At 61.2% G+C, this 12,037-nt stretch carries 10 protein-coding genes; 5 read left to right on the top strand and 5 right to left on the bottom strand.

What is annotated here, in order from left to right:
• The 3 genes from CKO36_RS04365 to pufB all read right to left on the bottom strand — a co-directional run bounded on the left by CKO36_RS04365 (position 1) and on the right by pufB (position 1,725).
• Positions 1-1,203, bottom strand: coding sequence for a pyridoxal phosphate-dependent aminotransferase (locus CKO36_RS04365; protein WP_207161387.1), 1,203 nt, complete (start codon positions 1,201-1,203; stop codon positions 1-3).
• A 167-nt stretch (positions 1,204-1,370) separates the two neighbouring features.
• A complete protein-coding gene (gene pufA, locus CKO36_RS04360) occupies positions 1,371-1,541 on the bottom strand; it encodes a light-harvesting antenna LH1, alpha subunit (protein WP_200281044.1) in 171 nt (56 codons plus the stop codon).
• Positions 1,542-1,599: 58 nt separating this feature from the next.
• Positions 1,600-1,725 (bottom strand): light-harvesting antenna LH1, beta subunit, encoded by a 126-nt coding sequence (pufB, locus tag CKO36_RS04355; protein ID WP_200281042.1) that lies wholly within the window; start codon positions 1,723-1,725, stop codon positions 1,600-1,602.
• A gap of 147 nt (positions 1,726-1,872) precedes the next feature.
• Here pufB and uvrB point away from each other — a divergent pair, with 147 nt between their 5' ends.
• The gene (uvrB, locus tag CKO36_RS04350; protein WP_200281040.1) at positions 1,873-3,894 is read left to right on the top strand and encodes an excinuclease ABC subunit UvrB; all 2,022 of its coding nucleotides are present in this window, start codon (positions 1,873-1,875) and stop codon (positions 3,892-3,894) included.
• Positions 3,895-3,955: 61 nt separating this feature from the next.
• On the top strand, positions 3,956-4,729 hold the full coding sequence (gene cobF / locus CKO36_RS04345; protein WP_200281037.1) for a precorrin-6A synthase (deacetylating): 774 nt from the start codon (positions 3,956-3,958) through the stop codon (positions 4,727-4,729).
• Here the strand turns inward: cobF and cobM are convergent.
• The gene (cobM, locus tag CKO36_RS04340) at positions 4,726-5,529 is read right to left on the bottom strand and encodes a precorrin-4 C(11)-methyltransferase (protein WP_200281035.1); all 804 of its coding nucleotides are present in this window, start codon (positions 5,527-5,529) and stop codon (positions 4,726-4,728) included. The genes cobF and cobM overlap by 4 nt on opposite strands.
• A 22-nt stretch (positions 5,530-5,551) precedes the next feature.
• Positions 5,552-6,175, bottom strand: coding sequence for a precorrin-8X methylmutase (locus CKO36_RS04335; RefSeq protein ID WP_200281032.1), 624 nt, complete (start codon positions 6,173-6,175; stop codon positions 5,552-5,554).
• A 139-nt stretch (positions 6,176-6,314) separates the two neighbouring features.
• Here CKO36_RS04335 and cbiE point away from each other — a divergent pair, with 139 nt between their 5' ends.
• The 3 genes from cbiE (at position 6,315) to CKO36_RS04320 (ending at position 11,943) form a co-directional block, all read left to right on the top strand.
• Positions 6,315-7,577, top strand: a complete 1,263-nt coding sequence (cbiE, locus tag CKO36_RS04330; RefSeq protein WP_200281180.1) for a precorrin-6y C5,15-methyltransferase (decarboxylating) subunit CbiE — start codon at positions 6,315-6,317, stop codon at positions 7,575-7,577.
• A 104-nt stretch (positions 7,578-7,681) separates the two neighbouring features.
• Positions 7,682-10,243: a methyl-accepting chemotaxis protein gene (locus tag CKO36_RS04325; RefSeq protein ID WP_200281029.1), complete on the top strand. Its 2,562-nt coding sequence runs from the start codon at positions 7,682-7,684 to the stop codon at positions 10,241-10,243.
• The gene (locus CKO36_RS04320; protein WP_200281026.1) at positions 10,243-11,943 is read left to right on the top strand and encodes an N-6 DNA methylase; all 1,701 of its coding nucleotides are present in this window, start codon (positions 10,243-10,245) and stop codon (positions 11,941-11,943) included. Before CKO36_RS04325 ends, CKO36_RS04320 begins: the two co-directional genes overlap by 1 nt.
• Positions 11,944-12,037: the final 94 nt, after the last annotated feature.

The following is a 12,037-nucleotide window of genomic DNA, read 5'->3' as shown; positions in this document are numbered from 1 at the left end:
TCAGCCGCCCTGGGCCTGCTGCGCCACCGCAGCCAGACGCTCCAGCGCCTGTTCCAGATTGCTGCGACTGGTGGCAATGGACAGGCGCACGCAGCCACTGAGACCGAAGGCCGAACCCGGCACCAGTGCCACACCGGCCTGCTCGATCAGGTACTCCGCCAGTTCCAGGTCATTGTTGACCCCGGCCAGACCATCAATCAGCCCCTGCACCTGCGGAAAGACATAAAAGGTGCCGTCGGTGGCCAGGCACTCCACTCCCGGCATGGCGTTGAGCGCCGCGACCACCAGATCATGCCGGGTGCGAAACGCCGTCACCATCGCCTGCACACACTCCTGAGAGCCCTCCAGCGCTGCCTGGGCGGCGACCTGTGAGATTGAGGTCGGGTTAGAGGTGCTTTGCGACTGAATTTTTTTCATCGCCTTGATGATAGGCTCGGGGCCGCCGGCATAACCGATCCGCCATCCGGTCATGGAATAGGCCTTGGACACGCCATTGAGCACCAGAGTCCGGGATTCGAGATCCGGACAAACATTGAGGATGTTGACAAAGGGCTCATCCATGTGCCAGCGAATGTGTTCATACATATCATCGGTGGCAATGAGCGCACGCGGGAATTCGCGCAGCACCTCACCAAGCGCTTTGAGTTCCTCGGCCGTGTAGGCCATGCCGGTAGGATTCGACGGGCTGTTAATCACTACCAGACGCGTATGCTCAGTCATCGCCGCGCGCAACTGTATCGGCGTGATCTTGAAGTTTTGATTGGCTCCAGCATTGATAAACACCGGAGCGGCCCCGGCGAGCAGCACCATATCCGGATAGGAGACCCAGTAGGGTGCCGGAACAATCACCTCATCGCCCGGATCCAGCACCGCCTGGGCCAGGTTGAAAAAGCTCTGCTTGCCGCCGCAGGAGACCAGAATCTGATCAGGGGCAAAATGCAAACCGTTTTCGCGCTCGAACTTGGCCACCACAGCCGCCTTGAGTTCTGGCGTGCCATCGACTGCAGTGTACTTGGTGAAGCCATCGCGAATAGCCTTGATTGCGGCCTCCTTGATATGCGCCGGCGTGTCGAAATCCGGCTCGCCAGCGCCGAGGCCAATGACATCTTTGCCGGCCGCGCGCAGGGCTTTGGCACGAGCGGTGATCGCGAGGGTGGCCGATGGCTTGACGGCCTGGACCCGGGCAGAAAGCTTGATCGTCATGGTTGTTTGACACCTAAAAGCAGTTGGGCGGAATCTTCAGGTCAGGATCGCGGGCATAAAAAAAGCTCCTTGCGGAGCTTTTTACCTGGCGCTAAACCAACGACCACTTAGGTGCCCTGCGGGCACCCATTGGAGCAATGGTTTAGCGCCACTGGATCGGCTGCGTCTTAGTTGACGAACAGCATGCCAGCAGGAGCAATTGCGAACACAGCAGCGTGAACAGCAATACCCAGTACCAGCAGAGACAGGAGCATTGGCATCAGCCAAGTGGAAGGATTAACAACCATCCATACTTTCCAGTCGTCTTGCGGATTTTGTGGTCTTGCGATGTCGGCCATAACGATTTCCTTTGTTCAGTAGGATTAACGAAGCAAATTTATCAGCAGTGCCTAAGGCTTAGAACCAAGGCTTGCCGCCGATAACCAGGATGTGAGCGACTGCGGCCAGACCGACAAATGCGGTGTAGGTGACTTTGAACTGCTCGTGGAATTCTTTTGCTTGATCGGGGGTAAGACCTGACATGTTTTGGGTCTCCAATGATGGATTGGTTACTAGGAAGACGGCCCGAAATACTTGAAACCGGGCGCTTAGTCCATTAAGCCTGCTCGCTCCATGGGTGTCAGTTTAGCCTGACAGCAAAATATGTCAAGACAAATTTACGTTTTTTTTATGCCCCTATCCAAGCCCTTTGAACTGCACTGTTCCTTCCAACCCGCCGGAGATCAACCGGCCGCCATTCGCGCACTGGCCGAGGGACTGCGCGATGGCGAGGCCGGCCTAACCCTGCTGGGTGTCACCGGCTCGGGCAAGACGTTCAGCATCGCCAATGTGATCGCCGAGCTGCAACGCCCAGCCATGGTGCTGGCCCCCAACAAGACACTGGCCGCGCAGCTCTATGGCGAGATGCGCGACTTCTTCCCGCACAATGCCGTGGAGTATTTTGTCTCCTACTACGACTACTACCAACCGGAAGCCTATGTACCGGCCACCGACACCTACATCGAAAAGGATGCCTCGATCAACGAACATATCGAGCAGATGCGCCTGTCAGCGACCAAGGCGCTGCTGGAGCGCCCGGATGTCATCATTGTCGCCACCGTCTCCTCCATCTATGGTCTGGGCGATCCGCAGGCCTATCTGAAAATGGTCTTGCATCTGTCGCGCGGCGACCTGGTCGATCAGCGCGCCATCCTGCGCCAGCTCACCTCACTGCAATACCGTCGCAATGAAATTGAGCTCAGCCGTGGCACCTATCGGGTGCGCGGTGACATCATCGACATCTACCCGGCGGAATCCGAGGAGGAAGCTCTACGGGTGGCGCTGTTCGATGACGAGATCGAGGAATTATCGCTGTTTGATCCGCTGACCGGCGAGGTGCGACGCAAGGTGCCGCGCTATACAGTGTTCCCCAAAACTCACTATGCCACCCCGCGCGAGGTGATCCTGAACGCCATCGAGCACATCAAGGACGAACTGCGCGAGCGCCTCACCTGGCTGCGTGACCAACAGAAGCTGGTCGAGGCCCAGCGCCTGGAACAGCGCACCCGGCATGATCTGGAAATGATGCAGGAAGTCGGCTACTGCTCCGGCATCGAGAACTATTCGCGCTATCTGTCCGGGCGCGGCCCCGGCGAGCCGCCGCCAACGCTGTTTGATTACCTGCCGGCCAACGCCCTGGTGGTGATCGACGAAAGCCATGTCACCGTACCCCAGCTCGGCGGCATGTACCGGGGGGATCGCTCGCGCAAGGAAAATCTGGTCGAATACGGCTTCCGGCTGCCCTCGGCACTGGATAATCGCCCACTGCGCTTCGAGGAATTCCAGGCTCGCCAGCCGCAGACCATCTATGTCTCCGCCACGCCGCGTCCGTTCGAGATCGAGCACTCCGGTGCGGTGATCGAGCAGGTGGTGCGCCCCACCGGACTGGTGGACCCGGAGGTCGAGGTGCGCCCGGCCCTAACCCAGGTCGATGATCTGCTCTCAGAAATCCACCTGCGTGTTGCCGCCAACGAGCGGGTGCTGGCCACCACCCTGACCAAGCGCATGGCCGAGGATCTGACCGATTATCTGTCTGAGCATGGCATCAAGGTGCGCTATCTGCACTCCGACATCGACACCGTGGAACGCGTCGAGATCATTCGCGATCTGCGCCTGGGCGAATTCGATGTGCTGGTGGGCATCAACCTGCTGCGCGAAGGGCTCGACATGCCCGAGGTGTCGCTGGTCGCCATTTTGGATGCCGACAAGGAGGGTTTTCTGCGCTCAACCGGCTCGCTAATTCAGACCATCGGCCGGGCGGCGCGCAATGTGCAGGGCAAAGCGATTCTCTATGCTGAACAGGTGACGCAATCCATGGCGCGCGCCATCGAAGAGACCGAACGCCGCCGCGCCAAACAGATCGCGCACAACGAGCAGCATGGCATCACTCCCCAGACCATTCGCAAAGCGGTGGCTGAAGTGCTGGAAGGCGTGGCAGCGGACGGCCCCTCACGCGGGCGCCGCTCAAGCCGCGAGTCAACCACCGAGATCGAGCCCAGCACACTGACCCCGGCACAATTGGCAAAAACCCTCAAAACGCTGGAAAAGCAGATGTTCCGCCATGCTAAAGCCCTGGAATTTGAGCAGGCCGCCGCCGTGCGCGATCAAATCAAGGCACTACGAGCGCGAGCGCTGACGGCAGGAATCACTTGATGCCAAAAAAACTGATACAGGAAAAACTGATACAGGAAAAAATAAACAAAAAGTGGAGAACATGAAAACAATTTATCTGATCGGCATCGGCCCCGGTGGGCCGGAATACCTGACCATGCAGGCCATTGAGACGCTGCGCCTGATTGACTGCTTTTTCATGCTGGAAAAGGACGGGCGCGGTAAGGACGAGTTGATCGCCGCACGGCGGGCAATTTTGGCGCGCTACCTGCCCGGAGCCAATCCGCGCGTGGCCACCCGCACCAGCCCAGAGCGACGCATGGATGCCGAGGGCTATCGCGAAGGGGTGCGTCAATGGCATGCACGCAAGCGCGAGCTGATCGCCGAAATGATCGAGCAGGAACTGGCCGAGGGCCAGCGCGGGGCCTTTCTGATCTGGGGCGACCCCTCGCTCTATGACCAGACCGTGAGCCTAATCAGCGAGCTGGTGGCCATGGCACCGGAACAGCTGGAGCTGGTGGTAATTCCCGGCATCACGGCGGTGCAGGCGCTCACCGCCGCACATCGGATTCCGGTCAATCGCATCGGCGAGTCCATCAGCATCACCACCGGCCGGGCCATTGCTCAGCAGGATCCGGCCAGCATCCACAACAGCCTGGTCATGCTGGACAATCATGCCGAGTTTCAGCATCTCGCCGGACAGGATCTTGATCTCTACTGGGGCGCTTACCTGGGTTGCGCGGATCAGGCCCTGGCCGCCGGCCCACTGGATGACATCAGCGAGGCGGTGCTGGCTCGGCGCGAGCAGTTGCGCGCGCAAAAGGGCTGGATCATGGACACCTATCTGCTGCGCCGGCGGCGGGAAGGCGCAGACTAAAGATGTCCATCCGCTTTGCTGTTCGGTTTTCCACCCGGTCGAAAGCGGCGCGGGAAAGCGCTGTCATAGAGCTTGGATGGCGTCAGCTCAGCGCGCGTACGCGCACCCAGCGCCGGGCTGATTAGAATCATCGCCTGGCGCTCGATTCCGGCTTCGCGACACTGCGCGGCAATATCGGCCAGCGTGCCGCGCAGCACCTGTTCTTCATCGGGCCAAGTGGCCTTGTGCACCACCACTACCGGCGCATGCGCCGCCCAGCCGGCTTGCTGGCAAATCTCCGCCACCTCGGCGATGCGCTCGATGGACAGGAAAACACACAGACTACAGCCATGCGCGGCCAGTCCGCGCAGGGACTCGCCCTCCGGCATTGGCGTGCGCCCGGCCAGACGGGTGAAAATCACCGTCTGCGTCACCTCGGGCAGGGTCAGACATTCGCCGGCTGCTGCCGCCGAGGCAAAGGCCGAGGACACCCCCGGACAGATGCCCACCGGAATTTGCGCCTGATCGAGCGGACGTGCCACCTCCGGTATAACCCCGTAGAGCGACGGATCACCGGTCTGCAAGCGCACCACGGTGGCATGCCGCTGCACCCGCTCCAGCAGCCAGGCACTGACCTGGGCCAGATCCATCGACTTGGAGTCGGCAACCTCGCAGTCCGGCTGCGCCCATTGCAGCGCAGTTTCCGCCACCAGGGAGCCGGTGTAGAGAATGGCACCGGCCTCAGCCAACAAGCGGGTGCCGCGCACTGTGATGAGATCCGGCGCTCCCGGACCGGCGCCAACAAACCAAACTTTACCCATAACAGACCTTACCCATGACGCACTATTCCGCTCGTGACAAGGCATTGACCGCCGCTGCGGCCATCGCACTGCCACCCCGACGACCGCGTATCGTCACATAGGGCACGCCACGGCTGTCCTCAGCCAGCGCCGCTTTGGACTCCGCTGCACCGACGAAACCCACTGGAAAACCCAGAATCAACGCCGGTCGTGGCGCGCCAGCATCGAGCAGCTCCAGCAGCCGAAACAACGCGGTGGGCGCATTGCCGATCACCACCAGAGCACCAGCCAGATGCGGCTGCCACAGTTCCAGCGCGGCGGCGGTGCGGGTGTTGCCGAGCTGTTCGGCCAGCGCTGGCACCTGGGGATCATGCAGGGTACAGAGCACGGCATTCTCCGCCGGCAGACGCGCGCGGATGACGCCTTCGGCAACCATGCGGCTGTCGCACAACACCGGCGCACCAGCCACCAGCGCCGCACGTCCGGCGGTGCCAGCATCAGCGGAAAACAGCAGATCATCAGCCGCATCGGGCATGCCACAAGCATGCACCACCCGCACGGCCACAGACTCAAGATCAGCGGGAAAACGCGCCAAATGAGTCTCGGCGCGGATAATGGCGAAGGATTCGCGATAGATCGCAGCACCGTCGCGGTTGTAGTCGAGCATCAGGGGATCTCAGGTGGAGGGGTGGAAAAGAAGCCAAGGGGGCGACGCCAGCCATTGGAATGGGGCAATATACCCGCCGGGACGCCGTCCCGCCAGCCGATCCATGCTTCCCCCCCTGACACCGAGTTTTGCCCCACCGATGACCGCACCGCCCTCACCCCTGCAAGCATCCACCCCCTGGCTGAGCATCGTCGGCATTGGCGAGGATGGCTGGGACGGCCTCAGCGTGGCTGCAAAGGATACCATCGCCGCAGCCGAGTTATTGATCGGCGGCGAACGCCATCTGGCGCTGGTGCCGCAACGCCCCCAGCAGGCGCGCCGCCCCTGGCCCAGCCCCTTCGCTGCCGCTTATGCACAGGTGCGCGCCGCGCGCGGGCGCCCGGTCTGCGTACTGGCCAGTGGCGATCCGATGTGTTACGGCATCGGCAGCCGTCTGGCCGCAGAATATCCACCCGACGAATGGCGCATCCTGCCAGCGGTGTCCTCGCTGTCGCTGGCGGCTGCGCGGCTTGGCTGGGCGCTCCAGGAAACCCGGGTGATCCCGGCGCATGGGCGCGCGCTGACACGGCTCAACCTCTATCTGGCTCCGGGCGCGCGCCTGCTGGTCCTCTCTGCGGATGCTGACACACCGGCGCGCATCGCTGCCCTGCTGTGTGCGCGCGGGTTCGGCCCCAGCCGTCTGATCGTTCTGGAACGCCTGGGTGGCCCGGACGAGCGCCGGCGCGAAGCGCTGGCCGCCGACTGGCAGGAAGTCCCCGGCGCGGCACTGAACCTGGTGGGCATCGAATGTCGCGGCCCAGGGAATGCGCGGCTGTCGCGTCGCGCTGGTCTGCCAGACAGCGCATTCGAGCACGACGGTCAACTCACCAAGCGCGACGTGCGCGCCGCAACCTTGGCACGACTGGCTCCCCAGCCCGGTGAACTACTGTGGGATGTCGGCGCTGGCTGCGGTTCGATCGGCATTGAATGGATGCGCGCCGAGGCCAGCAGTCAGGCCATTGCCATTGAATCGCACCCTGCCCGTCAGGCACTGATCCAGCGCAACAGCAAAGCACTCGGCGTCCCCGAGCTGCGTCTGGTCGCCGGCCGCGCACCGGAGGCCCTGGCCGAACTGCCCGCACCGGATGCCATTTTCATTGGCGGAGGGCTCACTTGTGCAGGTGTCACTGAGCATTGCTGGCAAGCACTGCGCCCCGGCGGACGCCTGGTTGCCAATGCCGTCACGCTGCAAAGCGAGACTGCCCTGGTGGCCCTGCGCACCGAACTCGGTGGCGAACTCACCCGCTTGTCTGTGTCCCAGGCCACGCCACTCGGAGGCTTTGATGCCTGGCGCCCGGCATTCCCCATCACCCTGCTGACGATTGAGAAGCCCGGACCAGCAGCGGAGCAGTGCCGGGAATGACATTCATGGTGTGATTAGGTGGTGGCAACCAGGCTTGCCATCCCCCCTTGCCAACCGTACCCTGACCGAGCCGTTCATTCTAAGAAATAAGGACGCTAGGCATTATGCTCAATCGCTATTCCATTGGCTTTCGCATCGCCTTCTGGTCCGGCGTTGCACTGGTTATCCTGGGTACAGTCATCACCGGATATGCCGTCACGCGCATGCAGGCCATGGCTGACAATCAACACATGGATGGACTGGAGGCCGCACACGACCTGGCGCGCAATGCGGCCAGTCGGGAGGCGGCAAGTATTGATGCCGCGCTGGAGGTGCCACTCGATGCGGTTCGAACGCTGGCGCAAGCCTATGTCTCGGCGGTGCGTCCGGCCGATGACAAACTCACCAATGAGGATTGGGAGCGGCTGCGCCATCGCTTCAAGCGGCTCGAAACAGCAGTGGATTTGGCCAAGTCCACCGTCGGGCGCTATATCGCCGCCGAGCAGCGCGGCGAGATGACGCGCGAGCAAGCGCAGGCGGCGGCACTCGATATACTGCGATCCATGCGCTACGAAGACGACAATTATCTTTGGGTACAGGACAGGCACACACCGGTGCCGCGCATGGTGATGCACCCAAACGCCTCTCAGCTTGAGGGTCAGATCCTGGATGATCCCAAGTGGAACAATGCCATGGGGCGCAACCAAAATCTGTTCGCCGCCTTGGATGAACAAATCGCTGATGATGGCGAGGGCTGGGTGCACTATAGCTGGCCGTTTCCGGGCAGCACGGATCTCCAACCCAAGCTTTCTTTTGGCCGCCTGATCCCGGAGTGGAATTGGGTGATCGGTTCCGGAATCTGGTCGCATCGCGTCGCCTTCTACTCGCGCAAAGACATCAATCAGATGCTGAAATCTGTATTGGAAGAAAACCCGAATTTTGTCAGTGTTTACACCGTTTGGGAACCAAATGCTTTCGATGCCCAGGACGAGTTCTATGTCAATACCCGGGGCACGGATGACAGCGGGCGTTTCATGACGGCTTGGACTCGCGACACCAATGGTGCCGCTGTGTTGGCCGCCGTGACCGATTACGACGCTCCTGGGGCGGGCGATTTCTACCAGGTTCCCAAGCAGACTGGCCAAGAGGCGATTATTGACCCACGTACGGAGCAGAGCCAGGGGCAGGAGACCATGATCTCCTCGCTGGTCGCCCCTGTAATGCTCGAGGGGGATTTTCGCGGCATGGTGGGTATCGATATGCGCCTGAACGAGCTACAGCGCATGGTTGAGCAGGCGGCGCAGAATCTTTTCGATGGTGCAGCCAGCGTAGCGGTTATTTCCCACAATGGCACGCTGGTGGCGAGCAGTCGCAACCCGCAACTGGTTGGCAAGACTATTTCAGCGTTGCACCGAAAAGGCGATCAGGTTGCTCAGGCAGTTGCGCGCGGCGAGTCGCTACAGATCAATTCCGTCTTACCCTCGGGTGAAGAGGAAATCTTTACCCTGGAACCCATTGAGTTTGGCCGTGCCACCACACCCTGGGCGGTGCAGGTAAAGGTGCCAATGGCCAAGGCACTCGCCATGGGGCAGGAGGCGGCGGCCAAGACGCGGCAAGCCGCTGCGGTGATGATGATCGTCTCAATCCTCAGTGTGCTGGCCGGTGTAGCCGGTATGTCCTGGCTATCCCTTGCCATCGTGCGCCGGGTGAAAACAACCAGCGCTACCATGCGCGAAATCGCCGATGGCGATGGCGACTTGACCAACAATCTGCCCGAGGATGGGCACGACGAACTCGCCGAGCTGGCCGAAGCCTTCAATCGCTTCCAAAAACGCATGCGTGACCTGATCGCCCAGGTGATCAGTGCCAGCGAGCGCGTTGCCACGGCCGCTGAGCAGCTCACCGCCACCAGTAGCGCCACTAGCGACCAGATCGGACGCCAGCAGTCGGAATCCGATCAGGTCGCCACGGCCATGAATGAAATGACTGCCACCGTTGCCGAAGTGGCGAAAAACGCCGCCGAAGCCGCCGAGGCCGCGAGCGCCGCCGACCAGGACACCCAGCAGGGCCAGACCGGCGTAACCGAAGCGACGCAGCTCATCCGTGCCACGGCTGAGCAGATTCAATCCACCGCCACCACCGTTAGCCGGCTGTCGCAGGATGCCGAGAACATCGGCTCAGTGCTTGATGTGATTCGCGGCATTGCTGATCAAACCAATCTGCTGGCGCTCAATGCTGCCATTGAGGCCGCGCGCGCCGGTGACCAGGGCCGCGGCTTCGCGGTGGTGGCTGACGAGGTGCGTACCCTAGCTGGCCGCACCCAGACATCCACCACCGAAATCCAAACCATGATCGAGCGCTTGCAGCAAGGCAGCGGCCAGGCGGTCGACGCCATGGAGCAGGCGCGCACTCAGGTGAACAAAAATGCTGAGATGGCCGAGCAGTCCCTTCAGGGACTGGTCAGCATCGCTGAGGCAGTGGCGCGTATTCGCGATATGAACATGCAAATCGCCAGTGCCACCGAGGAACAAAGTGCAGTGGCTGAGGAAGTCGATCGCAACCTGGTCAGCGGCGCCCAAGCGATTGAACAAATTGCCACCGGCTCCCGCGAGATCAACCATGCGGCCGAGGAGCTGGCGCAGCTGGCCGCCGATCAACTCCAGCGCGTCGGGCGGTTTAAGGTGTAATGGCTGGCAACACACCCATGCCGATGCCGATTCAGACCTTTATCCATCAGGTGCAACGTCTGCACCGCACCGGCCAGGCCACCGAGCATTCTTACCGCTCGGCCATTGAGCAATTGTTGCATGCCCTTGATGATCAGATCACCGCGCTCAACGAGCCCAAGCGCGTCGCCTGCGGCGCGCCAGATTTCATCATCTCGCGCGGCGACATCGTCATCGGCCATCTGGAGGCCAAGGATCTCGGCGTTGCCCTGCGCGGCATGAAGGGCGCCAACAAGGCCCAGCAGGAACGCTACCGCCAGGCACTGCCGAATCTGATCTACACTAACGGTCTCGATTGGGACTTTTACCACGATGGCGCGCGGATCGCCTCGGCCAGCATTGGCGCCCTGGCTCCCGAGCCGCAGCCGCAGCCGGATCAGTTCGCGGCCCTGGAGCATCTGCTGCGCAACTTCATCGCCCAGCAGCCGCAAAGCATCACCAGCCCGCGCGAGCTGGCCGAGCGCATGGCCGGCAAGGCGATGCTGATCAAGGATATTCTCTACAACACCCTGAGTGCAGATACTGAGGGTGCGCATGAATTGTCAGGCCAATATCACGCCTTTCGTGAGCATCTGATCGAGGACATTCAGCCGGCGGATTTCGCTGATCTCTATGCTGAGACCATCGCCTATGGGTTGTTCGCCGCGCGTCTGCACGACACCGATCTGACCAGCTTCAGCCGCCAGCAGGCACTGACCCTGCTGCCCAAGTCCAATCCTTTTCTGCGCTCGTTGTTTGGCTATATCGCCGGCATTGATCTGGATGACCGCATTGCCTGGATCATTGATGATCTGGCCGATGTGTTCCAGGCCGCCGATGTCAAAGCCATCCTGGCCAATTTCGGCCGGCTGACCGGTCAACAGGATCCCTTCCTGCATTTTTACGAGACCTTTCTGGCCGCCTACAACCCAGCCAAGCGCAAGGCGCGCGGTGTGTGGTACACCCCGGAGCCGGTGGTGCAATTTATTGTGCGGGCGGTCGATGAGGTGTTGCAGCGTGAGTTTGGATTGGCCGATGGCTTGGCCGATACCTCCAAGATTACCATCGACTGGGACACTGGCCAGACCGACAAAAAAGGGCGGCGTCAGACCATCAAAAAGGCGGTGCATCGGGTGCAGATGCTCGATCCGGCCACCGGGACTGGCACTTTTCTCGCCGAGGTGATCAAGCAGATTGCGCCCAAGGTGAAGGATGTCGCGCCGGGGATGTGGTCGGCCTATATTGAGCAGGATTTGATCCCGCGTCTGCATGGCTTGGAGATCCTAATGGCCTCCTATGCCATGTGTCATCTGAAGCTGGACATGATTTTGGCGGAATTAGGCTATCAGCCAAGTCCGAGTCCGCCGCGCTTGTCGGTGTACCTGACCAATGCCTTGGAGGAAGGCGCACCGGCCAACCAGACGCTGTTATTCAGTCAGTGGTTGACTCGCGAGGCCAAGGGGGCGAATGCCATCAAACGCGATTTGCCGATTATGTGTGTGATCGGCAATCCACCCTATTTGGGCGAAGGTGGCATTTCCGCCGGCTGGATGGGTCAGCTGATGGAGGATTACAAAAAGGAGCCGGGCGGCAAGGTGAAGCTCAAGGAGCGCAATCCAAAATGGCTGAATGATTTGTATGTGAAGTTCGGCCTTGATCATGCCTTGGTCCATTGTTGCTAAGCCGCCACAGGCATCAGGTAGGGGCGCTTTGCCGGTCGAGGTCGTCGTCGAGCCGGCCAAGCCGGCCAAGGCATGCGTTCAAGCACTTGCTCAA

Source organism: Rhabdochromatium marinum (assembly GCF_016583795.1).
In the GTDB taxonomy this organism is placed as follows: domain Bacteria; phylum Pseudomonadota; class Gammaproteobacteria; order Chromatiales; family Chromatiaceae; genus Rhabdochromatium; species Rhabdochromatium marinum.
The sequence above is the reverse complement of the archived record's forward strand: the minus strand, read 5'-3'. Positions and strand labels throughout refer to the sequence as shown.

What these genes read in the sequence shown, in the direction of transcription:
- cobF (WP_200281037.1), top strand. Translation starts at nt 3,956, where the DNA reads ATGAAAACAATTTATCTGATCGGCATCGGCCCCGGTGGGCCGGAATAC.
- CKO36_RS04365 (WP_207161387.1), bottom strand. Translation starts at nt 1,203, where the DNA reads ATGACGATCAAGCTTTCTGCCCGGGTCCAGGCCGTCAAGCCATCGGCC.
- pufB (WP_200281042.1), bottom strand. Translation starts at nt 1,725, where the DNA reads ATGTCAGGTCTTACCCCCGATCAAGCAAAAGAATTCCACGAGCAGTTC.
- CKO36_RS04335 (WP_200281032.1), bottom strand. Translation starts at nt 6,175, where the DNA reads ATGCTCGACTACAACCGCGACGGTGCTGCGATCTATCGCGAATCCTTC.
- pufA (WP_200281044.1), bottom strand. Translation starts at nt 1,541, where the DNA reads ATGGCCGACATCGCAAGACCACAAAATCCGCAAGACGACTGGAAAGTA.
- cbiE (WP_200281180.1), top strand. Translation starts at nt 6,315, where the DNA reads ATGACCGCACCGCCCTCACCCCTGCAAGCATCCACCCCCTGGCTGAGC.
- cobM (WP_200281035.1), bottom strand. Translation starts at nt 5,529, where the DNA reads ATGGGTAAAGTTTGGTTTGTTGGCGCCGGTCCGGGAGCGCCGGATCTC.
- CKO36_RS04325 (WP_200281029.1), top strand. Translation starts at nt 7,682, where the DNA reads ATGCTCAATCGCTATTCCATTGGCTTTCGCATCGCCTTCTGGTCCGGC.
- CKO36_RS04320 (WP_200281026.1), top strand. Translation starts at nt 10,243, where the DNA reads ATGGCTGGCAACACACCCATGCCGATGCCGATTCAGACCTTTATCCAT.
- uvrB (WP_200281040.1), top strand. Translation starts at nt 1,873, where the DNA reads ATGCCCCTATCCAAGCCCTTTGAACTGCACTGTTCCTTCCAACCCGCC.